Annotated in this window: 31 protein-coding genes and 2 pseudogenes; 12 read left to right on the plus strand and 21 right to left on the minus strand. The window is 43.7% G+C overall.

The features are described from left to right. Window positions 1-49: 49 nt before the first annotated feature. From ACXAD4_RS17330 to ACXAD4_RS17360, 7 genes are read right to left on the minus strand one after another with little or no spacing between them, the layout of a single operon-like run. Entirely contained in the window at window positions 50-874 is an 825-nt protein-coding gene (locus ACXAD4_RS17330; RefSeq protein ID WP_475243012.1) for a hypothetical protein, read from the minus strand. Continuing rightward, a complete protein-coding gene (locus tag ACXAD4_RS17335; RefSeq protein WP_475243014.1) occupies window positions 871-1509 on the minus strand; it encodes a chemotaxis protein in 639 nt (212 codons plus the stop codon). Before ACXAD4_RS17335 ends, ACXAD4_RS17330 begins: the two co-directional genes overlap by 4 nt. Then, window positions 1493-1879 carry a hypothetical protein gene (locus ACXAD4_RS17340; protein ID WP_475240978.1) on the minus strand — a complete coding sequence of 129 codons (387 nt, stop codon included), beginning with the start codon at window positions 1877-1879 and terminating at the stop codon, window positions 1493-1495. The genes ACXAD4_RS17335 and ACXAD4_RS17340 overlap by 17 nt, the downstream gene beginning before the upstream one ends. Next, window positions 1876-2094, minus strand: a complete 219-nt coding sequence (locus ACXAD4_RS17345; RefSeq protein ID WP_475240979.1) for a hypothetical protein — start codon at window positions 2092-2094, stop codon at window positions 1876-1878. Before ACXAD4_RS17345 ends, ACXAD4_RS17340 begins: the two co-directional genes overlap by 4 nt. Continuing rightward, window positions 2094-2243 carry a hypothetical protein gene (locus ACXAD4_RS17350; protein WP_475243016.1) on the minus strand — a complete coding sequence of 50 codons (150 nt, stop codon included), beginning with the start codon at window positions 2241-2243 and terminating at the stop codon, window positions 2094-2096. The genes ACXAD4_RS17345 and ACXAD4_RS17350 overlap by 1 nt, the downstream gene beginning before the upstream one ends. Next, complete coding sequence (locus ACXAD4_RS17355) at window positions 2243-2518, minus strand: hypothetical protein (RefSeq protein WP_475243018.1); 276 nt, start codon at window positions 2516-2518, stop codon at window positions 2243-2245. The genes ACXAD4_RS17350 and ACXAD4_RS17355 overlap by 1 nt, the downstream gene beginning before the upstream one ends. Before the next feature lie 9 nt (window positions 2519-2527). Next, the gene (locus tag ACXAD4_RS17360) at window positions 2528-3361 is read right to left on the minus strand and encodes a major capsid protein P2 (RefSeq protein ID WP_475243020.1); all 834 of its coding nucleotides are present in this window, start codon (window positions 3359-3361) and stop codon (window positions 2528-2530) included. Window positions 3362-3699: 338 nt separating this feature from the next. On the opposite strand from ACXAD4_RS17360, the gene ACXAD4_RS17365 reads away from it, so the two are divergent. Further along, window positions 3700-4116, plus strand: coding sequence for a hypothetical protein (locus ACXAD4_RS17365; RefSeq protein ID WP_475243022.1), 417 nt, complete (start codon window positions 3700-3702; stop codon window positions 4114-4116). A gap of 435 nt (window positions 4117-4551) precedes the next feature. Here ACXAD4_RS17365 and ACXAD4_RS17370 read toward each other — a convergent pair whose 3' ends face one another. The 9 genes from ACXAD4_RS17370 to ACXAD4_RS17410 are packed head-to-tail and all read right to left on the minus strand — an operon-like array spanning window position 4552 to window position 10553. Continuing rightward, a complete protein-coding gene (locus tag ACXAD4_RS17370) occupies window positions 4552-5784 on the minus strand; it encodes a hypothetical protein (RefSeq protein WP_475243024.1) in 1233 nt (410 codons plus the stop codon). Window positions 5785-5817: 33 nt separating this feature from the next. Then, window positions 5818-6477, minus strand: coding sequence for a P-loop NTPase family protein (locus tag ACXAD4_RS17375; RefSeq protein ID WP_475245573.1), 660 nt, complete (start codon window positions 6475-6477; stop codon window positions 5818-5820). Window positions 6478-6479: 2 nt separating this feature from the next. Then, window positions 6480-6962 carry a hypothetical protein gene (locus ACXAD4_RS17380; protein WP_475243026.1) on the minus strand — a complete coding sequence of 161 codons (483 nt, stop codon included), beginning with the start codon at window positions 6960-6962 and terminating at the stop codon, window positions 6480-6482. Between the two features lie 24 nt (window positions 6963-6986). Next, window positions 6987-7418, minus strand: a complete 432-nt coding sequence (locus tag ACXAD4_RS17385; protein ID WP_475243028.1) for a hypothetical protein — start codon at window positions 7416-7418, stop codon at window positions 6987-6989. Next, window positions 7411-7578 (minus strand): hypothetical protein, encoded by a 168-nt coding sequence (locus ACXAD4_RS17390; RefSeq protein ID WP_475243030.1) that lies wholly within the window; start codon window positions 7576-7578, stop codon window positions 7411-7413. The genes ACXAD4_RS17385 and ACXAD4_RS17390 overlap by 8 nt, the downstream gene beginning before the upstream one ends. A 13-nt stretch (window positions 7579-7591) precedes the next feature. After that, window positions 7592-9250, minus strand: a complete 1659-nt coding sequence (locus tag ACXAD4_RS17395; protein WP_475243032.1) for a rolling circle replication-associated protein — start codon at window positions 9248-9250, stop codon at window positions 7592-7594. A 2-nt stretch (window positions 9251-9252) separates the two neighbouring features. Beyond that, window positions 9253-10029, minus strand: a complete 777-nt coding sequence (locus tag ACXAD4_RS17400) for a hypothetical protein (protein WP_475243034.1) — start codon at window positions 10027-10029, stop codon at window positions 9253-9255. After that, a complete protein-coding gene (locus ACXAD4_RS17405; RefSeq protein ID WP_475243036.1) occupies window positions 10030-10320 on the minus strand; it encodes a hypothetical protein in 291 nt (96 codons plus the stop codon). Beyond that, the gene (locus ACXAD4_RS17410) at window positions 10317-10553 is read right to left on the minus strand and encodes a hypothetical protein (protein WP_475243038.1); all 237 of its coding nucleotides are present in this window, start codon (window positions 10551-10553) and stop codon (window positions 10317-10319) included. The genes ACXAD4_RS17405 and ACXAD4_RS17410 overlap by 4 nt, the downstream gene beginning before the upstream one ends. Before the next feature lie 174 nt (window positions 10554-10727). On the opposite strand from ACXAD4_RS17410, the pseudogene ACXAD4_RS17415 reads away from it, so the two are divergent. The 6 genes and pseudogenes from ACXAD4_RS17415 to ACXAD4_RS17440 form a co-directional block, all read left to right on the plus strand. Next, window positions 10728-10814: pseudogene (locus ACXAD4_RS17415) on the plus strand (transcriptional regulator); the annotation flags it as partial. A gap of 15 nt (window positions 10815-10829) precedes the next feature. Continuing rightward, window positions 10830-10964 carry a hypothetical protein gene (locus ACXAD4_RS17420; protein WP_475245704.1) on the plus strand — a complete coding sequence of 45 codons (135 nt, stop codon included), beginning with the start codon at window positions 10830-10832 and terminating at the stop codon, window positions 10962-10964. A gap of 160 nt (window positions 10965-11124) precedes the next feature. Beyond that, window positions 11125-11895, plus strand: a pseudogene (locus tag ACXAD4_RS17425) (ISNCY family transposase); the annotation flags it as partial. Between the two features lie 246 nt (window positions 11896-12141). Continuing rightward, complete coding sequence (locus ACXAD4_RS17430; protein ID WP_475243039.1) at window positions 12142-12594, plus strand: hypothetical protein; 453 nt, start codon at window positions 12142-12144, stop codon at window positions 12592-12594. A 216-nt stretch (window positions 12595-12810) separates the two neighbouring features. Next, on the plus strand, window positions 12811-12963 hold the full coding sequence (locus tag ACXAD4_RS17435) for a hypothetical protein (RefSeq protein ID WP_170114874.1): 153 nt from the start codon (window positions 12811-12813) through the stop codon (window positions 12961-12963). A gap of 130 nt (window positions 12964-13093) precedes the next feature. Beyond that, on the plus strand, window positions 13094-13450 hold the full coding sequence (locus tag ACXAD4_RS17440) for a TraR/DksA family transcriptional regulator (protein ID WP_475243040.1): 357 nt from the start codon (window positions 13094-13096) through the stop codon (window positions 13448-13450). A gap of 40 nt (window positions 13451-13490) precedes the next feature. Here ACXAD4_RS17440 and ACXAD4_RS17445 read toward each other — a convergent pair whose 3' ends face one another. Further along, entirely contained in the window at window positions 13491-13937 is a 447-nt protein-coding gene (locus tag ACXAD4_RS17445) for an NUDIX hydrolase (protein WP_475243041.1), read from the minus strand. A gap of 347 nt (window positions 13938-14284) precedes the next feature. Here ACXAD4_RS17445 and rpoS point away from each other — a divergent pair, with 347 nt between their 5' ends. Both rpoS and ACXAD4_RS17455 read left to right on the plus strand, forming a co-directional pair. Continuing rightward, window positions 14285-15163 (plus strand): RNA polymerase sigma factor RpoS, encoded by an 879-nt coding sequence (rpoS, locus tag ACXAD4_RS17450; protein WP_317520044.1) that lies wholly within the window; start codon window positions 14285-14287, stop codon window positions 15161-15163. 488 nt (window positions 15164-15651) lie between these two features. Then, entirely contained in the window at window positions 15652-16188 is a 537-nt protein-coding gene (locus ACXAD4_RS17455; protein WP_475243042.1) for a YceB family lipoprotein, read from the plus strand. 34 nt (window positions 16189-16222) lie between these two features. On the opposite strand, the gene ACXAD4_RS17460 is transcribed toward ACXAD4_RS17455, so the two are convergent. Both ACXAD4_RS17460 and chrA read right to left on the minus strand, forming a co-directional pair. Beyond that, entirely contained in the window at window positions 16223-16519 is a 297-nt protein-coding gene (locus tag ACXAD4_RS17460; RefSeq protein WP_475243044.1) for a hypothetical protein, read from the minus strand. A 212-nt stretch (window positions 16520-16731) separates the two neighbouring features. After that, a complete protein-coding gene (gene chrA, locus ACXAD4_RS17465) occupies window positions 16732-17877 on the minus strand; it encodes a chromate efflux transporter (RefSeq protein ID WP_475243046.1) in 1146 nt (381 codons plus the stop codon). Between the two features lie 382 nt (window positions 17878-18259). Between chrA and ACXAD4_RS17470 the strand changes: the two genes are divergently transcribed. Together ACXAD4_RS17470 and ACXAD4_RS17475 are read left to right on the plus strand one after the other, a co-directional pair. Next, window positions 18260-19186, plus strand: a complete 927-nt coding sequence (locus ACXAD4_RS17470) for a LysR family transcriptional regulator (RefSeq protein ID WP_475243048.1) — start codon at window positions 18260-18262, stop codon at window positions 19184-19186. Window positions 19187-19275: 89 nt separating this feature from the next. Then, window positions 19276-19833, plus strand: a complete 558-nt coding sequence (locus tag ACXAD4_RS17475) for an OmpA family protein (protein WP_475243049.1) — start codon at window positions 19276-19278, stop codon at window positions 19831-19833. Between the two features lie 80 nt (window positions 19834-19913). Here the strand turns inward: ACXAD4_RS17475 and ACXAD4_RS17480 are convergent, their stop codons facing one another. Then, the gene (locus ACXAD4_RS17480) at window positions 19914-21023 is read right to left on the minus strand and encodes a 1-acyl-sn-glycerol-3-phosphate acyltransferase (protein WP_475243050.1); all 1110 of its coding nucleotides are present in this window, start codon (window positions 21021-21023) and stop codon (window positions 19914-19916) included. 273 nt (window positions 21024-21296) lie between these two features. Between ACXAD4_RS17480 and ACXAD4_RS17485 the strand changes: the two genes are divergently transcribed. Beyond that, the gene (locus ACXAD4_RS17485; RefSeq protein ID WP_475243051.1) at window positions 21297-21980 is read left to right on the plus strand and encodes a hypothetical protein; all 684 of its coding nucleotides are present in this window, start codon (window positions 21297-21299) and stop codon (window positions 21978-21980) included. A gap of 73 nt (window positions 21981-22053) precedes the next feature. Here the strand turns inward: ACXAD4_RS17485 and ACXAD4_RS17490 are convergent, their stop codons facing one another. Beyond that, window positions 22054-22956 (minus strand): L,D-transpeptidase family protein, encoded by a 903-nt coding sequence (locus ACXAD4_RS17490; RefSeq protein ID WP_475243053.1) that lies wholly within the window; start codon window positions 22954-22956, stop codon window positions 22054-22056. Window positions 22957-23059: the final 103 nt, after the last annotated feature.

Raw genomic sequence — 23059 nt, forward strand, 5'->3', positions numbered from 1 at the left:
TTGTTTCGAGCGCTACCTGCTGGCAGCGATTCACGAAGTGTTTTCCCTGTCATCGTGTGACCTCGATAATTTGGAGTGTGTCACCGTCGTTGCCTGTAAAACTTACAGCGGCGGTGGTTTCAAGTTTCAATTGCTCACCTGCGGCTAGTGTCCAGCCTGTACCCAAGGTGATCGTATCTGTATTGGTTGAGCTGGCTTTCAATAAAATGTGACAACGTGACGAATTGGCAGCTAAATCAGCAATCCCTTCGGTAATTGTCAGTAAGCTATCAATAAAGCCATCGCCGCCAACAGGCTTGGTCAACAAAGAAGATGTGGCATAAACGCGAACCGCTTGCCCGCTTTCAAACTTCACTCGGGGAAGCTCGGTCACAGCTACCTGCTGGCCTTCAGCTAAAGATATTGCTGGAATTTGTGACACGGTCACGGGCTGATTTGGCTCTAGCTGTACCTTTGGTAACTGGGTGACATTGACTGACTGATTCGCCTCAATTTCTACCTTCGGTAACCGCGATACCACTACCGCCTGCCCATCAACTAACGCTACCTGTGGCAATTGACCAACATTTACTTGCTGGTTGGGTGACAGGGTCACTGATGGCATTTGTGTAACAGCTACTTCTTGCCCGTCAGTTGGCGGAATATAGCGACCAAAACCACAAATGATGGTGACTGCCCCAGCCTCGCCCATGTTCTCAACAGTCACGCGGCCTGTCAGTTGCGGGTCAATAATCTGAGCGCCCTGCTTCAAGCGGTAATCGCCACGTTCAGTAGTGATTGAAACCGACTCAGTACACGCCTCGATATACATAAACTCGCCCACGGCTTGAAACTGTGAACGCTGGCGTGGCTGCATGATTTGGTGAAAGTTCATCGCTTACCCCCAAGCATCATGATCGCCATGAATGTCATTACCAAACCCACAACGATGGTCATTTGTCGGCTCGTTGCCACTTGGCCACCATCAGAGTTCATTGTTGCCAGTTCCGTTAAGGCTTCTAGGTTTTCGGTGTTTTGTGCGGCTTGGCTTCCGGCTAATCCGGCGACCATTTGTAGGTTTTCATGGTGGGCTTGGCTCACTTCATCAATGGCCTTATTGCTTAGTTCGGCATTAAGCTGCATCGCATCACCACCGAATTGAAGCGCACCTTCTAGCGAATCACGGCCAAAGTTCATGGCTTCATAGATGGCATCCTTACCAAAGCCGAGAGCCTTATCGACCGAGCGCTCTCCCATATCTAAGGCGGCTTTAGATACTTCAGTGTTACTTTTCAATGCCTCAGTGGTGACTTGGGTGTTGCTACTTAATGCAAGCTCTCCCATTTCGGCCGCTCGTTCCATTGCCCCATGATCGGTCATCGTGACATTGATATCGGAATCATTGACGCCGGATAGCATCAAGCCATTATTATCACCACTGGCAGCCGCCGAACCGCTAATGTTGTCGGTGTTATTCGTGGTATTGGTTGTAGTGGTAGTCTTGTTACTACTCTTACTCTTCCCGCCCATAATCTGCCTTAATCATCAAATATCCTTCCCCGTCCTTACCATCTTCAAACACTGGCAAGCCGATCATGCGCAAGTAACGCAGTTGAGCTGGGCGCATGGTATGGCACCGGATGAAACGGCAGCCAAGCTGCCGACCATATTCAAACAGTGCTAATGCTCCCGCTTTCAAATCCCCAGCAAAGGCAACGGCGACAAGTTCAAGGTCATCATTGGGATATTGCTCAACCCTAATTAACGCGTAAGAATCCCCAATTTGATAAACAGCTTCCCTGCCTGCCAGTACTTCCCTGTAAGCCTCTTTGGCATAATCACCCAATGCAGATTCAAGTAAGGGGATCGCTTCTTTCCATGTGCATGGCTTCAAAATCATTTCTTCACCATGATGTAGAAAACGGCGACACCCGCAAGTAACAATGCCCACGTTGGAATACCGTTGTTACTGCCCATGTTGATTGAGCCACCTTTGAAGCCCGACTCATTGCTGGTTGAATTGCTATTGGTTGTTGTGCTGGTTGCAGTAGATGGCCCTGCCGAACCACCTTGCAAACCACCACCACCAGTTAGTGAGGTCATTGCACCAAACATTACTTCACGACTCCTGAAATATTGAGCAGCCATAGCAACATCAGAACAGCCACCAAGATTTTGAAAGTACGAGCGAAGGATTCGCCGCTAAACAAACCAGTGACATAACCAATGGTTCCGGTCAGTAAAGGCCAAAATAGAAACGGCATTATTTCCCCCTAAGCAGAACAACCAAAGCGAGCAAAACCATACCGCCACCCATCAGCATCATGGGAGTGTTGTTTGATGGCATGGTATAAATCGGTTGCCCTGTCGGTTGCTGTGCTGGCTCTTGATGCTGCGGTGTCCGGTTTTCTTCCGGTGCAGCCGAGGCGACTTTATTAGCCTCGTTATCGAACCAAGAATCTAACCAGGCTTCACCACCTGTTGCAGCGGTATCCCAAACCCCGCCCAGTGTTTCCCCAAGGCTATCAAGTAGACTCATCGCGCCCCCTTAGCCTTTGGTCGGCAATGCGTTTACCTGTTCGACGGCTTCGATGATCACCGGCACGCTACCGACTTCCGATTTATCCAGCTCAAATGCGAGTTGGCTACGGGCGGCAGTATTCAACATGCCATCAGCACCAAAGCCGTAACGGATGAAATCGAGGCTGAACCAATCAGGGTTTTGCTCTTTCTTGGCCTGAGCCAAGTCGTAAGCGTTATCTTCTTTGGTGACGTTCATTTCTTCGAAATTGTCACGCAGAACACGAACGCGATCGACGGAGCTATCGAGGAAATGAATGCGTTTGAGGTTCAGTGCCGGACTGCGCTCTGAAAAATCAAACGGTGTGCGGCCTGTTGCCGAGGCAAACCAAGTGAGTTCATAGATACGTGGCATGTAGTAACGAACCGATTGTGCTGGCAGCACATGGGCACGGGCGCGGATACTTGGCGCGGTGGTTCCGGCAGGTTTTGACTTGAGGGTGATATACACAAACCAGATTTCCCCAGCCAAGGTGACAAGGTCGGTTTGGCGCACACCAATCTTGGTACGCAGTGTGGCATCACCAAAAGAAATGACATAGCGCCCGTCTTGGGCGTAGTTCTTGCGGTGGGCTTGTAGCTTGACCAGCGTTTCACCAGTGATATTGATTTTGGCCGAACCATTCAACGACACTTCAACACGTTCAATGTCGCTTGGATCGGTAATGTCCGTAACTAGCTCAATGCTGTGATACGTCGGCCCCGAAACCAGACGCAGTGATGCACGGTTGCCCCAACCTACACCCTCAACCGGGTCTAGCTCTTTGGGGCGTGGCGCGAATGGGGTTTGCACTAATTCCATAATGCGCCCCTTACCCGATTGCGTCTTCAACGGCATCAACGTTGTTGGATGCCCAGACAACCGCGCCAGCGACCATTAAAGCGATCACCCCGGTGATCACATAGCCCTTAGTTTTTGCACTCATGATGTTTGCTCTCTGTTGGTTAACTAAAGTTCCCCAACAGCAAAGCAAGTGATTTGGTTTTAAGGCAAGCACAAAAAAGCCCGCTAAGGCTATAGGTTTGCGGGCTTTGAAATATGTGATTGACATTAAAAATGCCGCGTACTAAGTGGCAACTTGCACACCTTGTTAACAGGCTGTATGTCAGAGTTCTGTTATGGTTCTACATAGAATATTGATGAGGAACGACTTACGCCATACCATCAATTCACAAAACCCTAATGTGAGCCGTCCCCTGATGATTTTAAAAGAGATCAGTAAAGAGCTATCCGAGCTAGCTCAACTTGAACTTGATGCATACCTAAAAAGAGGTGAGTTAATCCAAAAAGCTAAAGAGCATTTTGAAACAACCAATGATTGGCTTGCATGGTCAAAATCCCATTTAGGCATATCTAAGTCGACTCACTATCAACACATACAGCTTTATAAAGCATTTAGCGATGGTACCTTTGGAAAAGAAATGAGGAAAGTACCAACAATGGTACTTATAGCTCTGATTTCTAACGAAGAATTAAGGAATTCTGCTCGCTTAGACATGCGTAAAGGTATTACTGTCGACTGCAATTGGCTTAAAGGTAAGCGAGAGAAAAAGTAGATGACTTGACAAAGGGAGTCTTGGCTATAATTTCAACCGGCTCTAGCTTTTTAGGGCGTGGCGGAGGGCATTCATTCCATAATGCTCCTCTTATTTGATCACGCCTTCAACAGTATCTACGTTATTAGATGCCCAGACAACCGCACCAGCGACCATTAACGCGATCACCCCGGTGATCACATAGCCCTTAGTTTTTGCACTCATGATGTTTGCTCTCTGTTGGTTAACAAAAGTTCCCCAACAGGAAAGCAAATGATTTGGTTTAAGGCAAGCACAAAAAAGTCTGATAAGGCTATAGGTTAAAGAAATACTATATATTCGATTTAATTTAAAAGGTTAAATAGGGCTATCATTACTTGTTACGCAAAAATGTAACATAAAAACAAACCGCCAATAATAAAGTATTAACGGTTTCGGCTATCTAAAATAAATTCATTACCAATAATTCCAGTTTGGGTAAATCCCTTTTGGGTCCTCTGGCATATGTACTCTATATTCATTTGATTTAATTAAATTGAGAAACTCTGAGTATTTCTCCTCAGTATCAATGTCAAACTCTCGAACAAACGAGCTTACTTTTTCATAACTTAATTTTCTATCTTCTTCAATCATATTAGGTGTAAGCAAAGATTCAATGAAGTCTATTTTTGATATGGTGTCTAAATCGTAATTTGTCATTTCATCTAAATCATCATCAATAACGATGCTTTTTGAATAAACTTCCAACCGCAATAATATATTTTCCCATGTCAATTTATATACGTTTTCAGGGTTATTAGGCATATCTAAAGCGATGGCAGCTCCCATTTTGTTTTCAGAGAACCATTTTTCATACCCAGCCTTACTTACAATATTTCTTTCATGTAAAATTTCAATGAATTCATGTAGGTTACAAGAGTTTTCATCTTCAGGGATTTCAGGCATGACACTTACATTTAACTTTAATGCCTCTGTCCAGATATCACTCCAAGTTTTTCTATAATGTACAGTTGGTGATTCTGGAATACTGTAATCTAGACTTAGCTCATATTCAGAGTCAACCCATTCGTTAAAGAGATATTCATACTTTAACTCTAGGAAAGAAACTATTTGTAAGAAACGGCTATATGGGCAATAGTCATCATCGTCATCCTCTTTCGTAACCTCTTTACTATTATCCTCAACTAACAAACCTCCCCCTGTTCTATTAGATATAAGCTCCCCAATAGTTTCATCATAGCTTTCAACTTTAAGCTTTAGGATTGATTGGGATTCATCATCAAGATCTGTAAATCTAACTAAACCAAAGCCAATTCTATCTAGTGTTAGAATAAATTTTTTATCAGCTTCTGTAAGGTAATCTTCATCCCATTGCATTCCATTCCTGAACTCATTTAAGATTTGACTTTTATAACGCTTCAGCAATTTCTCTTTAACAGTGAAGAATCTATCAGAAAATATTGGAAGAAGTTGGTTTGATAAGATTTGATTACATTCCATGCATGAATCAACTAGGATAAAATCGATATCTCTACGTGTTGAGTATAGTTGCGCAGTTGTTAATGCTGGCACGTGATCTAAAGAAAGATCATTGCTAACACCACAGTATTGACATAATTTATCATCTATAACTGGTGAAGCTTTACTATAAAGTTGATGGTATATCGCATGTGCTTGTTTTCTATCCATAACCTAAATCACTCGATTAAATGTAACAGTATATTACCATTTAATTTTTCCTTTCTGCCAATCTTTGCCATCCTGAACAATGTATTCCAGCTTCTTTAGTGATGCTATCTCGCAGGCCTGCAATCCCGTCTTCTGCTGCAAGTACCTCGCACTATCATCGGCCTTTTGCATCATCACGCAGGCAAACTGGCAGTTATCAATAATGGTTTTTGACACCTCCTGCCCACGCTGGAACATATTGATGGAGTGAAGGCCAAACTTGCGCCCTAGCCTCAAGATTTTGCCGTGGTAGCCAGTCGCTTTGCCTGCGGTAGTGCTATGTTCGGCCACTTCTTCGCAGATCACCTTCAGTGGTTTCTTGTGCTTGCCGTTCCCCATCCCCCAAACAACCATGCAGAACTTGTCGAAATCGTCCTCGGTGGTTTCATGATTTGGGTAATAAGCGATCTTAAAGCCTTGGTTGGTTTTACGTCCGGCAATCAAGGCTACAGCAAAGGCTTTTAATGTGGCATAGCTGCGAACCTTACGCCCGGCCAATAGTCCTTCGTAATCCCCAAGCGGATCAAAGATGGCGACTTGGTCGGTGGGTTTGATAAATAGCTTTTTGGCTGCGGAGGTTTTCCCGCAGCCAGACATACCAACCACATAGACATGATGATTACTCAGCGCATTGTTTTGGTTGATAGGTTGCAGTTTCAAGCGGCCTCCTGCTGATTATCATCATTGGCGGCTTGTTTGGCCTTTTTAGCCAGTTCAACATCTTCTACTTTAAGGCTGCGAACCTGCATATAGCTAGATAACCCGAGCATACCAATGGCAGCAACAGCCATGATTTCATCCATGTACTTAGCTAGCCAAGGTGGCGGATTGCCGCCATATTTTACGATCAGCGGTGCGATCTTTTCGGCTACGCTTTCGGCCTGTTTCGGGTCAAACTCAAACCGTGGATGAACCATGGTTTTCATGGTCTGCTCGATTGTCATCAAGCCCACAAACACCATCGCGCCAGCGGCTTGGGTTTCGATTTCCTGTTGCTGTACTTGGGTATCGGATGCAGTTGGATCAAAGTCATCATCAAGGCTGTTGATGAAGTCTTTTTCATCCTGCTCATTGTGGGCTTGAATCGCTTCATTGCTATTCAGCTCGTCATCATTGGCGGCTAATTGTTCGGTTTCCATATCGACTCTCTTGGTTTGATTAGGTTAAAAGCGGGCTATCATCCCGCCCGTTAAAGCGCCAAGCACCACGCCCGCAATGACAGACTTCCAACCGGATGGCTTAGCATCCGGTTGGGTATCTTGTTCGGGTTCGGTTTGGCTTAGTTGCGGTTCATCTTCGGTATCCAGCTTGGTTAATTCCGGTTCAATATTTGGCTTCGTTTCGGCTTCCGGTTCCACTACTGGCGGGGCTTGCTCGGCTTGGTGCAGCGCTTCAATAGTTGGGTAATGCTCATCAAAGCGAGACTGCCAGTATTTTCCGGTTTGCTGGTTGGTTCCGCAGTCGTCACAAATCGCATACAGGTATTTGGAGCGTTTGCCCCTTGCCCTGTGGATGGTGCGGACATTACCGCACTCACACCGATTGACCCCTTCGACCTTGTTGGCCGACGCACGAACGGGCATTGGTTCAGCCATGTTTCCCCCTTTGCTCTAATTCCATGAGTTTTTGATTTACGCCATTCATCCAAACCAGCACCAAACGAAGCGGTGACATAATTTTGCTGGCGAACGGGTTTTTCGCCGCCTTGTTTACTTCGTCTTTGAGCTGGTCAGTGATTTGGTTCAGTTCTTCCATTTGTTAGCGTCCTTTACGCAGCTAATTGCTGTTTTTGATACCATTCGAGATCAGCTTTGGCGGCTGACACATCGAGTTCGGTGGGTTCTTCCCTGTTTGGAGCAAGCGGGTCATTCAAGACTGATTCCCAATAAGCCTGTTTGAGCAAAAAACGCTGGTACTGTTGGCTGTACTCTCGTTGGGCGATAGCTCGGGCTTCAGAAACGTTTTGCTGATAATCGAGATCGTCACCTTTGGGCAGCATGGACCATCCTCGAGCACCTGCTGCCCAAAGCAGAAAATCGTAGGCTTTGTCTTCGGCCTGTTCGCCTTCAAACGACATACAGAACCGGTTCTTGGTACTGGCATGAATGCCACGCTGTTTGATTTGGTTATGGATGGCTTGCTGTTGGCCTTCAAGCCGGGCAATTAAGACGGTCAGCTTTTGGATTGCCGCCTTTGGTCGTTGGGCTTTTTTAGCAATCGCTTTGGCCTTAATGGCGCGTTCTTTTTGTTTATCCAAACGATAAAGGCTGCGCTGTAATGGCTTTTTCCAATGCTCCAGCCTGTAACCACACTCTTTGATGATCGCAGCCATGTTATGGGCTTCGAAATTGGCTAAACAATCCCAACCGGGGGCACGGCTACAACGAGCAATGTTATAGCGGTTGCCTTTGATTAACCCTTGGTCGGCGTTCTCACCTTTGGCGGCATAGCCAACAGCTTTAATGATGTAAGATCCAGCCGCTTTGGGTTGGCGGATTCGCTCCAAGTGGGCGAACCCATTACCCCAAATACCTTCTAATCGTTCAGACCAGGCTTTGAAATATTGCTTATCCACTTTCCAGTTCATGATTAAGTGGACGTGCGGATTGGGTTCACCATCATCATTGGCCGGACACTCTGCTACCCAGATGTAATGGAATGGCTCGGCAATGCCATCGAGTTCGAACGGTTCGCCATCAGCATCAATGCCGTGCCAGCCACGCTGGAACATCTTTTTGATGCCATCAAGAAAGCGCGAGACTTCACGGCCTAACGTGGTGTCACCACCAAAGATGGCGTTGCGTTGCTCTACGGTGAAAGTCAGGGTTAAGAAGGTAGTAAACCCGCCCTCGCGAGCGGCGACATAGGCACCTGATTCAAAAATCTTGGTTACTGCACGTTGGGTCAGTTTTTCGGTGTAACGCTCCCCGCTTTGTGGGTCAGGTGCATCACCCGGCCGGGTTTGGGTGTGGTGCAAAATGCGATAACTGCCCGACCATTCACGGTGCATCAACCGGACGGTTGATAATCGCTTGTCCGTAGGCGCATCAGGAAGATCATACAGGCGGTCATGGTTGTAGTGGGACTCGGTGCTGTCCAACTCGATATCACGGCGCTGTGACTTACGTAGCCTGCCCACACGGCTGGATAAATTAACCACTTTCGGATGTGTCGGACTTTTGCGCCCTTGGACAAGCCTATTGTCTCCGTCACTTCGTGCCGCCGCTTCGCGGGCGTGTTCGGCGATCGCTTTAGTGCGCACATAGTGAAGTTGGGCAAATTGATTAAGTTTTTGCTGCTCGTGTTTTAACCACTCGGCAGAATTGGAACCAAAAAAACCAGCTTCATGGCTGGCAATGTTATTTTGGGTTTTATCATGTGGCTGGACAGCGCCAGCCACATAAAGCAAGTCATTAGTTGATAACACAGTTAATCCCCATCAAAGCAGCCGCAAGGTAAATCCCAATCAGCCGGAAAATTACCGACTAAATCCGGTTGAGATAGGAACTCAGCCCAATTGAAGCGGCGGCCCAAACCCTTTACGGTTTCTAACTCAGCATTGGCTTCTAGCTCTAAAGCCTTTTGGGTTAACTCTGGGTAGTTTTGCTCTAATGTCCGAATTTCATGATATTTGCTTGCAGGACAGAAATAGCAGGCAGACTTCCCCGGTTGCGGCAAGCCTGCGCGGGCTATGGCATTTATGCAGTCTTTACGATTCCAACCCCATTCAACCAACGGGTACCACATGCGGTACTTCTTATCGGCCATAGGTGCATTTTGCATTCGGCGCTGTTCTTCACTGTCATAGCCAATCACCTTAGTGACTTTGCCACCATTAGCCCAAACGGCTTTGGCTGGTTCGTGATTATTAAGATACTTGTTCTGCGGTTCAATTTTGAATTTTTGCGAGCAGTTTTTAAAGCCATATGCCAGCGAAGGCAGCATGTTGCGTTCAAAACAATGATCATAAAGATTAGCGACTTGACCGCCACGATACTGCTTGCGAACCACGACAATTTGAGGGAAACCGATACTCAATAGCCAGTTATTCATTACCACCATATGGGCATAGGTGTGAGGCTTTTCAGAGCCAGTATCAGCAAATGTAATTACATCAGGGCGAATACCTCGCTCATAGAAGCCAACCAAAATTGCAGTGCTGTTTGTCCCTGCTCCATATGAGAGAGCAATGAATGGCTTATCCATCTAAAGCCCTCCCATTTCAGTGACAGCACGTCGGAACGCAACGTATATGCGGCGAAATTCGGCTGCATCGTTAAGAAAGAAAGCAGCCCCTTCTTTGTCGCCAATGCGTCGGTGGTGCTTCACCATCTTCATAGAATGTTTCCATTCAACTAAAGCATGCTTTGACATGAAATCAGCAGTCACGGCCTTATCCAATGGGATTGCAATTTCATGTAGTGGCATGGAAGAAACCGCCGCCCCCAACTTGGGGGCTTTGGCTACTTGCTTAGGGATTGAGGCGATCATATTCATCGTGCACCTCCTGCCATCAAATCACGGTTATGTTGAAAGACAGCGAGTTGCTTGAGGTACTGACGTTGCTCATTGACACGTTGTTTGGTGGTTTTAAAGCCAAACTTTTTGCGTAGTTGGCGAACGGTATCGAGCGATCGTTTTGTTAGTTCAGGTTTTGGGTCGGTACACCCGGCCATATCTGGACAGGGTCGATGTATTGGATTGTTAGTTGTTAAGTTTGAAGTATCCATTTGCTAGTATCCCTATAAGCAAGTTTTTGCATAAAGTGGGAATAGATTACTAGCAGTTTCTTGTTAATGACAACAGGCTGTTGCGGTAGGAAATGACATTTTGTTCGCCTATTATTTAACAATCAAAAGGTAAAAATAGCGCTACTTATGACTTACACAATTGAATTACTTAACATGGTGAAAGCTAGGTATAAACTGGGCTCAGACTACCAACTAGCTAAGAAATTGGGAGTAAGTACCGCCAGAGTGAGTAACTGGATGAAAAGGAAGTCTCACATGGATTGGGATATTGCATTCCAAGTTGCTGATTTACTTGAAATTGATGATCAAAAAGTTGTTTATCGACTATTGAAAGACATATATGAAAACCCCCGTCTTATCAACGTGTTAGATGAACAAAGTACCGCTTAAATGTCTTTCAGGCATTTAACCACACTATACATAATACGTACTGGGGTTGTAGCCACAAAGCTAAAGTGTCTCTTTTCTACAAAGTGAAAATGTCCTGTTTTTCCTATGTTGATCAGACCCTGTCTGATCTGTGTGAGATGAACTGAAGATGTTGGTAAACATGAATGATAAAGAGATTTTACGCCTGAGTGCTATCCGTGATGTGTGTGAACACCGTATTCGTCGTTCCGATGCTGCACGTATCCTTTCACTCAGCGTTCGTCAGGTACAACGTTTAGTGACACGTTTCCGTAAATCTGGCGCCGCTGGTCTTGTCCATCAACGCCGAGGCAAGCCGTCTTCGAATAAAATCAACAACAGCATTCGTTACCGTTGTTTGAGTTTGCTCAATCTGAAATACCCTGACTTTGGTCCAACGTTAGCCCACGAAAAACTCAGCGAGCATCATGGCATTTCAATTTCATTGGAGACGTTACGCCAATGGATGATCGCTGATGGTCTTTGGGTTCCACATGCCAAACGCAAGCCGCGAGTTTACCAACTTCGTCATCGCTGAGATTGTTTGGGCGAACTGGTTCAAATTGATGGCTCCCACCATTACTGGTTCGAAGGTCGCAGTCCCAAATGCTGTTTGTTGGTATACATCGATGATGCCACTGGCCGCTTGATGAACCTGCGCTTCAGTGAAACCGAATCAGCTTTCGATTATATGGTTGCTATCCGCGAATACCTTGAACAGCACTGCAGACCCACCGCATTCTATAGTGACAGGCATGCAGTCTTCCATGTCAGCAAGCGCGATGCCCGCACTGAACGATTAACCCAGTTCGGCTGGGTCTTTAACGGCCTCAATATCGAGCTGATCTGTGCCAATAGCACACAAGCCAAAGGCCGCGTTGAGCGCGCGAACAAAACGTTACAGCATCACCTTTCATAGAAGCATACCACCGCAATACCAACGTAAGAAAGCCATGACTTCCCTACTCTACAACCGCTGATTATTAGGATGAGTTGAAGATACTGGTTCAAACTACAATAGTTGTGATCAGTAGCCCAAAGCATATTTTGTCGGATATGAATTGGCTTTTTTTATATATACAATTCAACCGTTTATCAGCGACGATTTGAGGCTTTCGAGACCCCCCCCCAAGCGTTTATTTGATTACGAAGGTACTCAATGATTAAGTTAACCATTGCAGCAATTATAGTTGCCTCTCTTTCGGGTTTTGCCGGTGCGAGTGAGCAAACAACACCAGTTAAACCTATTTCCAAAACGATCATCGGTGATTCTTATACGGCGTATGAGGCATCAAAAATTTGTGCGAGTGAGCTATTTTTTGTTCCTTCACAAAATCATCCGTTCATCTATGTTTCTGATTCAACTCAGTCCTGGGCTTTATCTTTTAATTCCATCGTACAGCTGAGTACAGGCAATGAAACATTCAGCGCTAAGTTGGAATCACAAGTAGTGGATGACAAGATTCACATTACCATTGATGGTCCTGTGTTCGTAGGCAAAAGCACTAACCAAAACGAAAAGCTATTGCACACTGAAACCATAACGAAGTTACTAGAAGACAAGCTATACGATGCCTACGAGTCATATATGATTTGTCTTAGCGACTTTTAAGTGTGAACGTAGCGAAGTACATCGCAGTTTTTTAGTCATAGTAGGTCCATTCACGCAAAGTGTACTTATTGAGGCTTCTACCATTGGCCAAGCAACTGTCTTCATTAAATAATCTTATCATTACAAGCAGAAAACCGATTAGTTGAAATGTATGTTCTCTGCTTTAATAGCGCCCATAGATGATTCAATCTTATTGTTAATAAACAAGGTGTTATAATGTTTGCAGAAGAAGATCGTGTAGTTGCAACTAAAGGTATTGAGCTAGGTGAGATGGTTGTTACAGGCATTAGCAGTGGCGGCTTCTACATTCACGTCAAAGTTGATGGCATGACATTAACTTACCCTGCACAAGATCTTAAGAAAGCATAATTAATGCTCTCCTATTGATTTCAGAAAGGTAGCTTAGGCTACCTTTTTTCGTTTCAGTTTTAAAAATCTATACTTACCTAAACACGCTACATTCATTGTAAACCTAGTAATTGATTACAGGATTCAGCATATGGGTATTGCCTTTCATCCAGACTCAGAGCTCGATGATGAGAAACTGACACAGCTTCATGATGAATTACTTTCAAAGAAAGTGCATTTCAAAGATGAGATCATCAAACTCAACCAGGTGATCGCGAAGAAGGAAGACTGTTCAGTGACAGATGTCGCTGAAGCGGCCAATATTCGAGAAGAAGCTGACCGAGCAATGGGGCTTGTGGAGCAGTACACAGAAACCTTGTCATTGATTGAAAGGGCTTTATCACATATGGAGCATGGAACCTATGGGGTCAGCGATAAGTCTGGCAACCCTATCCCATTCGAACGATTGAAAATTATCCCTTGGACATCCACTTGCGCTGATGACTAATCACATAGCACGGAATGATGCTCTGAACACTAGAGTCATTCTAAATAGCTAATTTAAGGTGTGGTGAAGGCTCGGCTTTCACAAAGTGTTTCCACACATGTCTGTAAAATTGGTGTTGATTAGGAAATGGTGCCAAAGTTAAGGCCTCTTCCAATGAGCACCAACGGAAATCAGTATGCTCATGATTTAAGATAACCTCTTGCTCAGATGGGCAAAACACAACAAAACCAGTCGCCATGAAAATCTGATTGGTTTTTGGGTAGTAGAACTGTTGTATATAGTCAGCGTTAAACAGCGTAGATGCATCTAGTTGAGTTTCTTCAGAAAGCTCACGTAAAAAAGCTTGCGGTGCCTTTTCTCCAGGCTCAATTTTACCCGCAACATTGCACCAGTATTCATCATAAATTCTTTTTAACATTAACATCATAACTTGACCGTTATGTATGCTCAAAACGACTCCTGACACCAAGTTTGTCTTCAATTCCATACTGACCTCTTTGATACATTTTGAAAGACTTAAGTGACCTATATTTACGATATATTTTATGAAAAAAGGGTCTAATAAAGCTAACTATATCTGCACAACATACTGATTAATTGGACAATAGTCAGTATATGTTCTGATCTGACTTTGCAGTTTGGAAGTTTTAACCGCGTAGCATTTTTTTGGCAAATGAAAAGACTTTGTCAATAGAATAATACGACACATTCTTGCTTTTATATAAAAACACACCATTCCTCAATGGCATATGCATACTGTTCATGTTAGTGTGTAGATGTAACAAATTAAAACAAACATATAACATTTTGGGTTGTCATTGTTAGGGGTAAGATATGGATATCAAATCACAAGAACTAAATAATGGTTTCGATGCTGATGTTATTCATCTGTATCTACAAGAAATCGCGCACAAACCTTTACTTACAAAAGAAGAAGAAATTCTTTACAGCAGAAAATGCCTACGAGGTGATACATTTGCTAAGGCAACAATGATCGAAAGTAACCTGCGCCTCGTTGTTAGCATTGCCAAAAAGTACCGTAATAGCGGCATGTCACTAAGTGATCTCATCGATGAAGGAAATATCGGTTTAATCACTGCGGTAGAAAAGTTTGACCCAGAACGTGGGTTCCGCTTTTCTACCTATGCGACATGGTGGATTAAGCAAACCATTGAGCGTTCTATCCACAACCAGGCACGAACTATCCGACTACCAGTTCATGTATCTAAAGAGATCAACACGATTCTACGTACTCACAAGCAGTTGATGAAAACGACGAATCAGGAGCCAAGTCAAGAAGAAATAGCAGCAAAACTAGAACGTTCTGTTGAAGATATTTCAAACGTACTTGCCTATGATGCCCCTGTCGTTTCTATTGACCAGCAGATTTCTGATGATTCTGGTTCTCAAACCATCTCAGCATTTATTGCCGACGATGATGGAGTAAAACCAGAAAACGAACTGGATAAACAAGACATCAGCAAGCTTGCAATAGCAATGCTAGAAAGCTTAAACGAACGAGATCGTGAGATTCTATGCCGCCGTTTCGGTTTGTTAGGCTATGAAGCACAAACGCTTCAGCAAGTTGCCGATGAAGTAGGCCTAACACGCGAACGTATTCGCCAACTTCAAGTAAGTTCTCTGAAAAAGCTTAAAAATACACTAAGCCGTGAAAACTACGACTTAGAACTGCTATTTGCAGAAACTGCATAACTCTACCGAGTTTGATAGGCCCTCCTTACGGAGGGCTTATTTATTTGTAATCATCAGTATAATCATTTCACATTTCTTCGACTCAGTGTCTAGTCATTGAAGCCAAACATTTTGACGATGTTCTCCTCAGCATATAGTGTCCACAACTTTAAGACATCAACTGTTGGCTATATGAAATCAAAAACTATGCTAATTATCTCGTTAATCATCTTATGTTATGGCGGACTTGCTCACTCTGCGACTAAGAAAAGTAAAGAGTGCAAGAAAGTGACTAAAAAAATAGAGTCAATTCAGAAAAAAATGCGCAGTGGTTATACTCCCAAGAAAGGTGCTAAGTACCATAAGCAGTTGAATAAATTATACAAGAAGCAGTTCAAAACTTGCTTCTGAACGAAGCTCTAGCCGAGTAAAATCTCGGTTATGCACATTTGATACAATCACCCTCTGATACGCTTTTATGGATACTATAAAGGTGTGAGGCTCTAATTGTGAAAATCATCTATGCCCTATTTTTATCACTGATTTTATCTTCGTGCGCAAGTTACAGCGTCACCGAACAGGAGATTCAGGATTACCTTGATGATAGAAGTGGCTTTGAAAGAACAGTTGGTATTAAAGGGCTCGCTCATGCCAACATAAAATTCGAAAATGTAAAAGTGGGTATCGGGCGAGTCTCAGATGATAGAGTTAATCTTGATGCTGACTCAAAAGCGCAGATTTCGATCCAGGGTCAAAGCACTCAGCATTTACAAATTAAAGTCAGTTTTAGTGCCATTCCCTACTACGACAAAGAGGAAGGTGCTATTTTTCTTAATGATTTAAATGTCGAAGAAATCGACATTCAGCCGAATGAGCTAAACCTGCCAAGTAAACAGTTGCTATCTCCAATTATTGAGATGGTTGGGCAATATTTGCTAACAAGGCCTGTTTATCGGTTAAGTGATGAGGACTTTAAGCAGTCAATGCTCAAAACGGCCCGCCCTGAGTTACTGATTAAAAATCACGAATTGGTGATACAGATATAAAGAAAGAAGAGCACCTTTCTCTGGTGCTCTTCTGTTAATTTCGCTCTTTTGCCTGCTCTAAAAAATTTGTACCGGCAGCTTCATCGATGATGTGTACTGCACGCTCTGCTTCGAATGATTTCCTCATTGCTTCGGCAGCGTAATCCCTGATCATTGTACTGTTTGAACGTACGAAAATGGTTATAAACAGAATTAAGCAAACAACCCCAGTACTTACAGCTAAAATCGTTTTCTTAAATATGCGTTTTTCAGCTTCGCGCAATTCCCTTTCAAGAATTTCTATAACATCATAATTTGTAAGGTTTGGCCTTATTTTTCTTTGATTTTTCATATAGTTAATTTGACCAATGCATAATAATTATTTGATGCTACTTTATCAGCAGATTCTTAACTTTACCTTAATCAGCATTAAACATCCTATTTGGCATTATTTTGTTTGAGATGAATGTTTATTTTTCATACATAGATTATAAGTTATAGTGCGTTAGTTGGTAAAAGAACACAGCCCGAAGGCTGTGTATTCTTTAGCTCACTATTGCTTGCTTACATTATGGATTGGTAACCCACCAACAATATGATCAACCCCCATACAGGAATATTGCGATACTTAAGCAGATAGAAGCCGATAATCACTGCAATAACATCAAACAAAGAGCTTATCGACGTTGAAACAACTGGAGAAATAAAAGCACTACCTAACAAACCGACAACACATGCATTGACCAATAGAATCGACTCTTGAAGGCGTTGGTGTTTGAACAATGCACTCCAAGCTGGCAAAAATGCAAAAAGTAATAAACTTCCTGGCAAAAATACCGCTATGGTTGCCAGTAGGCTACCAATATAAGGACTATCTGCGATAGTTGATGCACCAAGGTAACTTGCCATGGTGAACATCGGCCCAGGTACTAACTGCGCAGACGCATAAGCACTCAAGAATGTGTCGGGTTCAACCATGCCTTCCATCATAGGCTCAAGGAGCGGAAGAACAACGTGCCCTCCTCCAAATACAAAACTACCCGCTTGATAGAAAACATTGATAAGGTTAAATAGTTCTGATCGTCCAGCAAGCAGCGGTAAACCTAAGAGCAAAATAGCAAAGACACCGACGATACCCAGATGAGGTTTAATTATTGGTTGATTCGTCGCATCAAAGTTCTGTTGCTTCTGAGATGAAATAACAAAGCCCAAGCAAGCCGCCAGTAAGATAGGAACAATCTGGCCAAGCAATCCTGAAGTGACAAAAACACTAATCGCCGTCGCGATTGCAACAGCCGCAGTTAATTTGCTGGTGATATTTTTCTTTACCATTCCCCACATAGCATCAGCAACCACAACAACAGCTAACAACTTAGCAGCCTGGATAACCGTATCAATAATCGCTACATCGTTGTACTGCTGATTACCAATGGCCAAAAAGGTCAGTAATAAGAATGACGGAAATGTGAATCCAACAAATGCCGCCAGAGCGCCCAAATAGCCCGCTCTCTTAAAACCAATAAACATTCCTAGCTGACTACTAGCCGGTCCGGGTAAGAACTGACACAAGGCAACGGCTTGGGTGAATTCTTGATCGGACAGCCACTTCTTGTTCTGCACGAACTCACGTTGAAAATAGCCAATATGAGCAGCAGGGCCACCGAAGCTATAAAGACCTAGCAGAAAAAACTGCCACATAACTTTGAACATAAAACCTCCTAATGAGGCTCTGATCATATAGGTACTATTACAATGAATAAAATCGTTCTATTTAATCTCATCCATCGATTTGTTTAATTAACCTTGTATTGCTTAAATACCGTCCTGAAATCTCCAGATACTACGATATCAGCCAGATCGTTTACTTACACACCCCATTATCTACGACAGGAAACAATACTATTAAGATTTTGATTTATATAGTGTTAACATCAACATTTAAGAACATAGACTACATAATAGTTATCTATAACTCTATTCACGACCAACCCTGCAAAACCTTAAATGACCGCATTACATGTGTTTTACAGTGATTCTCCCTATTAACGTTCAGTGATATAATCCCTTTGTTAACATGAAGTTGGTCTGAACTATGCTAGAAAATCTGCAACAAATGGTGATCCTTGCCACTGTCGGCCATGAGCAAAACTTTACGAGGGCCGCAGAACGCCTCGGGATTTCAAAATCTCAAGTCAGTAAGCAAATCCGCTTTTTGGAAGAGCGACTGGGTTGTCAACTTGTACAACGCAGTACACGAACAGTCGCTCTAACCGAGATAGGCCTTCAATATGCTGAATACGGTCAACAACTACTTGATACGGTAAACGAAGCTGAGGCGCTTGTTGCAGGTTATAGGAATGAAATTAAGGGTGTATTACGAATTGGTATCGCCCAGTCATTCGGCAACCCCCACATCACTTCTGCATTGGCCGAGTTTCAAAAGGAACATCCAGGGTTGGAATTAGAGGTAAGTCTTTTTGATCACCGCCCTAACCTACTCGAAGAAGGTTTTGATTGCTGGGTTGCAATCCACGAACATCCTCCAGAAGGTATGGTTGCCCGCCGCCTAGCAGATTGCCACTTTGCAGTAGTAGCTTCTCCAGAATATATTAGAGAGCACGGTGCGCCTAAAGTACCTGGTGATTTACGCCAACATAACTGTATTACCTATCAAAGCCGCGAGCGAAAATATATCAACTGGGAGTTCACCAGAGACGGGGTTAGGCAATCAATCCGTGCCCGTGGTAATTACCGTATTGATAATGCACCTGCAGTGCTTGATGCTGCGATGTCTGGTCTCGGGATTGCTTATCTCGCGACTTACCTGATCACCGATGAAATAGAGACGGGTAAATTGGTACAATTGCTCCCTGAATGGAAAGCGGATGTTGAGCTGCCAATTTACGCTGTGTATCCACGCCGCAAATACCTCGCGCCTAAGGTTCGCTCATTTATTGATTTCATGGCTGAACGTATGTCTGTTCCTCCTTACAGAACACCGAATCCCATAGCTCGTTGATCAGCCTCGATATCTTATTTTCGCAGTTGTGATTCGCTTCAAATCAGCTAAACCTAACATATATGACTTTAGAATTAGGTTTAGTTGGTTTGAAAACACTAGCAACGTCTATCACTTTATTTTTTAGCCGCGCACTCATATTTGTGTTCGTTAGTTTTGTTCTGGGTTGCGGCAACGGAAGTGACAGCGTCACACCACCTACCTCAACGCAATCAAGTGGTAGTGAAAATGTGGTACCGAATGCCCAAATACTACTCACTGAATTACCGGAACTTCGTACCACTGTGTATTTTGATATGGAGAGTTACGACTTAACTCCTGATGGTCAGCTTCTCCTCGACCCCATTGCCGTTAGATTACGCCAGCACCCTGACAGCTACGTAATTGTTGTCGGGCACGGCGATGATTTCACCAATGAAGACGATAATGTCGGGCTATCTTACGAGCGGGCATTTACGGTAGCGATTTACATATCATCTGTTTTTGGTGTCGAAGAAGAAAGAATCCAAATCGTGTCTGCAGGCAGTACAGAGCCGCTAAGCACAGGTACCCGTCCTGTCGATAAGCAACGAAACCGTCGTGTCGAAGTCTTGTCACCAAAATCGATAGTACGGACACTCAGTCCAACCAATGATGCGAAATTCTAACTCGGGTCGCTATACCTAAATAACTTGAGTATATGGATTTCTTCCAGCATTAAAAAAGCAGCCAGTTGGCTGCTTTTCTATTACTTCTGCTTTTTCTGAGCGGGTATTGCATACATCTGCTTAAGAATGGCTATGACGCCCTCTGGCAGTTCAACGAACTTTTCGTTGAACCTAGCAATTTCAGCCTCATTCACAGAGCTGTCAGTCATGCCCGCAGCAATGTAATTAGCTGGGAAAAGGTGGTAGTTGGTCGTGATTTGGCGATCGATTTCCTCTGCCAAAGACTCAGGTGTTTCAAAGCCAGTTCCAATCACATCACCAAAACTTACGTGAATACGTCGCTTCTGACCAACAATGCCCTGGATAATGCTCTCTATATCTTCAAACTCACCTTTCTCGTAACTACCTTCAGTTTCTTTCTGGTAGAGCTCTTTAGCTTTAGCGACATCACACGGATCGTTTTCATAAGAGATAGCGACCGGTACGATATTCAACTGCGACATATAATCAGAAAAGTCGATTTTCTGTTTACGGCCGTCCATGTAGAACATCTTCAAGATAGCAGGATCAGTTTTATCGTTACCATCCTTCGCACGACCTTCTTTTTGCGCAATCCAAATCGAATTACCTGTCTCTAAAGAGTGCGAAATATAGCTTGAAAGCAAACCTAATGCTTTCATCATCTCACGTGGCCCTTTAGCTGAACGCTTAACGATGAAACTCTTATTCAGTCGCATTAGTTCAGTGGCACATGGTTTTTTCAGCAGGTTGTCACCAATTGCAATGCGAACAGTATTAAACCCATTGTTAAAAAGGCACCAGTTCACCATGGCTGGATCCATGGCAATATCCCTGTGATTCGACACAAAGAGATAGGACTTGTTAGGGTCTAAGTTATCCAACCCACTAAATGTGACACCGTCACATGAATGATCAATTGTCGCATGCATATACTTCGCTATCTGGCGTTGTACATCATCGACAGTTTTGATGTTAGACCATTTATTTATTAGGAATCGTTTAATTAGCGGCGTTAACAGCCACCCAAACACACCTGATAATTGCGGGAAACGGTAGTTAAGGATGGCGTTTATGAATTCTTTATCGTTTACCAGACGCGTAATAGCCCCACTGACTTCATCGTCATTGTACGGGCGAATTTCTTTGTAGATATCGTTATTAGACTGCACTGTAATGCTTCATATGTTGAAAAAACTGCGACATTTTACGCAGATTTATTAGATTTACCCAATGACATACCCCAAACAACGCGATGGTTGGAGGTCTTACCAGATTAAACTGTATTATATTCAAGCACTTTACCCTTTCGATGAAGCAAAGTCTGCCTTACTGCTAGCATTTCTTACCAAAAAACCACCATTTATCTGTTAATATCATCCGATCAGTTGACGCTTACAATAAAAGCGCACAACATGTGTCAGCTAATTTGCTAGAGATTTACTATGAAACAGGCTATTGATTATTCACTGCATCAACACACTTATTTAGACGTCGGTTCTAGGAAAAAAAGTCATACTGCCTTCATGCTTATCATGACTTCAGGGTGCGCATTTATTCGTTTAGGTAAAGCAGAATACACGGTGACTGCCGGCAACGGCTTCTTCATCCCGTTTGACTGTCTTCATGCCGTGACTATCATGCCTGGCTCAACTTATAACAAGATTGAGTTCTCACAACGTCTAACTATACCTATCTGTCGTGAAGCGGGTTTCTTTAGAATTACACCGCTTATTTCTGCAGTTTCAAAAGAGCTCAACAAATGGCTCAAAGTGGGTAATGAAATATCACTAGAAGGCGAAAGCGGCAATCTTTTGCGTGTATTGGCCGATCAGGTTGTTAAGCTCAACGTAAAGAATAAATCGACCAGCCCTTCTTTGAGTGGTCACCATCAATTATGCCTGACTTCACTGCTTAAAGGTGACAAGGTAACAGATGACAAGGCACTAGAAGAGATCACCAAGTATACTGGGTTCTCAGTAAAAGAAATTGAGGCTTGTGTCCTTTTGCGTGAAGCACTTAAGTTATCTCGATCAGGCCGAAAGTTGCCTCAAATCGCCGAGACACTGAATACTTCACCAGAGATGATTTCTTCGCTAGCCACGCCTATTTTAGGCCAGACGCTGTAATTCGTATTACATCACTCTATAAGCAAAAAGCCACCTTCCGGTGGCTTTTATCAATTTCGAAGCTCTGTCGAGATTAGTTCAATCTCTGAGGTACACCAGATTGCTTAAGCAAAGCAACTTCAAGGTTCTGGTAAGCGTCATCACTTCCCGCCACTTCAGCTTTAAGGCTATCAGGAGCTTTAACAGTCTTAAACTCACCTTTCTGGTTTTCATTTCTCGATAGTGGTTCATGTACTTCGACATACACACTGCCATCAGGCTCTACTGTATGCTTCAACGGTTGGTTGATGATCTGCACTCGAGTACCACGACCAACTTGAGTAAATAACCATTCAACATCCCATGGGTTCATGCGGATACAGCCTGAACTTACTCGCATACCAATACCAAAGTCTTTATTGGTTCCATGGATCAAGTATTGGCCGCTACCATAAGAAAGGCGCATTGCGTACTCACCGAGCGGGTTCTCTGGGCCAGCCGGCACAACACCTGGAAGCTCAATGTTATGTTTCTCACGGTATTCTTTGCGAATGTTTGCTGTCGGCGTCCAAGTCGGGTTTTCAATCATTTGACTGATACTCGTCGTCATCTTGGGCGTCTCACGCCCTACACGACCGATCCCGATAGGAAACACGTACATTTTCTCGCTGTCCTTGGGAAAATAGTACAAACGAAGCTCAGCTAGATTAATCACAATACCCTGCCGTTTCGCATTAGGCAGAACCAGCTGCATTGGAACAGTTAACAGTGAACCCGGCGTAGGTAAAAATGGATCCACGCCTGGATTAGCAGCCATCAGCTGTAATAAGCCAATATTATATTTGTTGGCAATATCCAGCAGACTGTCACCTCTAACGACCTGGTAGTACTCCATAACGCCAACTAATTTACTGTCGGCATCCGGCTTTTGATATTCAACCGCTTGAACAGAGCACGACATTACACCAGCGAGTAGCATTAACAACAAGCGTCTCACACCAGTACCTCCATCTATACATCCCCTAATTATGGCAAATCCCATTCTGCTTAATTCTATGAATAACTGCCTTTGCAAAAATGAGACAATTTTTGACAATTCT

The sequence above is a fragment of the Photobacterium sp. AWH4_225 genome, from assembly GCF_056158405.1.

What these genes read in the sequence shown, in the direction of transcription:
- ACXAD4_RS17330 (WP_475243012.1), bottom strand. Translation starts at nt 874, where the DNA reads ATGAACTTTCACCAAATCATGCAGCCACGCCAGCGTTCACAGTTTCAA.
- ACXAD4_RS17335 (WP_475243014.1), bottom strand. Translation starts at nt 1,509, where the DNA reads ATGGGCGGGAAGAGTAAGAGTAGTAACAAGACTACCACTACAACCAAT.
- ACXAD4_RS17340 (WP_475240978.1), bottom strand. Translation starts at nt 1,879, where the DNA reads ATGATTTTGAAGCCATGCACATGGAAAGAAGCGATCCCCTTACTTGAA.
- ACXAD4_RS17345 (WP_475240979.1), bottom strand. Translation starts at nt 2,094, where the DNA reads ATGTTTGGTGCAATGACCTCACTAACTGGTGGTGGTGGTTTGCAAGGT.
- ACXAD4_RS17350 (WP_475243016.1), bottom strand. Translation starts at nt 2,243, where the DNA reads ATGCCGTTTCTATTTTGGCCTTTACTGACCGGAACCATTGGTTATGTC.
- ACXAD4_RS17355 (WP_475243018.1), bottom strand. Translation starts at nt 2,518, where the DNA reads ATGAGTCTACTTGATAGCCTTGGGGAAACACTGGGCGGGGTTTGGGAT.
- ACXAD4_RS17360 (WP_475243020.1), bottom strand. Translation starts at nt 3,361, where the DNA reads ATGGAATTAGTGCAAACCCCATTCGCGCCACGCCCCAAAGAGCTAGAC.
- ACXAD4_RS17365 (WP_475243022.1), top strand. Translation starts at nt 3,700, where the DNA reads ATGAGGAACGACTTACGCCATACCATCAATTCACAAAACCCTAATGTG.
- ACXAD4_RS17370 (WP_475243024.1), bottom strand. Translation starts at nt 5,784, where the DNA reads ATGGATAGAAAACAAGCACATGCGATATACCATCAACTTTATAGTAAA.
- ACXAD4_RS17380 (WP_475243026.1), bottom strand. Translation starts at nt 6,962, where the DNA reads ATGGAAACCGAACAATTAGCCGCCAATGATGACGAGCTGAATAGCAAT.
- ACXAD4_RS17385 (WP_475243028.1), bottom strand. Translation starts at nt 7,418, where the DNA reads ATGGCTGAACCAATGCCCGTTCGTGCGTCGGCCAACAAGGTCGAAGGG.
- ACXAD4_RS17390 (WP_475243030.1), bottom strand. Translation starts at nt 7,578, where the DNA reads ATGGAAGAACTGAACCAAATCACTGACCAGCTCAAAGACGAAGTAAAC.
- ACXAD4_RS17400 (WP_475243034.1), bottom strand. Translation starts at nt 10,029, where the DNA reads ATGGATAAGCCATTCATTGCTCTCTCATATGGAGCAGGGACAAACAGC.
- ACXAD4_RS17405 (WP_475243036.1), bottom strand. Translation starts at nt 10,320, where the DNA reads ATGAATATGATCGCCTCAATCCCTAAGCAAGTAGCCAAAGCCCCCAAG.
- ACXAD4_RS17410 (WP_475243038.1), bottom strand. Translation starts at nt 10,553, where the DNA reads ATGGATACTTCAAACTTAACAACTAACAATCCAATACATCGACCCTGT.
- ACXAD4_RS17420 (WP_475245704.1), top strand. Translation starts at nt 10,830, where the DNA reads ATGGATTGGGATATTGCATTCCAAGTTGCTGATTTACTTGAAATTGAT.
- ACXAD4_RS17430 (WP_475243039.1), top strand. Translation starts at nt 12,142, where the DNA reads ATGATTAAGTTAACCATTGCAGCAATTATAGTTGCCTCTCTTTCGGGT.
- ACXAD4_RS17435 (WP_170114874.1), top strand. Translation starts at nt 12,811, where the DNA reads ATGTTTGCAGAAGAAGATCGTGTAGTTGCAACTAAAGGTATTGAGCTA.
- ACXAD4_RS17440 (WP_475243040.1), top strand. Translation starts at nt 13,094, where the DNA reads ATGGGTATTGCCTTTCATCCAGACTCAGAGCTCGATGATGAGAAACTG.
- ACXAD4_RS17445 (WP_475243041.1), bottom strand. Translation starts at nt 13,937, where the DNA reads ATGGAATTGAAGACAAACTTGGTGTCAGGAGTCGTTTTGAGCATACAT.
- rpoS (WP_317520044.1), top strand. Translation starts at nt 14,285, where the DNA reads ATGGATATCAAATCACAAGAACTAAATAATGGTTTCGATGCTGATGTT.
- ACXAD4_RS17460 (WP_475243044.1), bottom strand. Translation starts at nt 16,519, where the DNA reads ATGAAAAATCAAAGAAAAATAAGGCCAAACCTTACAAATTATGATGTT.
- chrA (WP_475243046.1), bottom strand. Translation starts at nt 17,877, where the DNA reads ATGTTCAAAGTTATGTGGCAGTTTTTTCTGCTAGGTCTTTATAGCTTC.
- ACXAD4_RS17470 (WP_475243048.1), top strand. Translation starts at nt 18,260, where the DNA reads ATGCTAGAAAATCTGCAACAAATGGTGATCCTTGCCACTGTCGGCCAT.
- ACXAD4_RS17485 (WP_475243051.1), top strand. Translation starts at nt 21,297, where the DNA reads ATGAAACAGGCTATTGATTATTCACTGCATCAACACACTTATTTAGAC.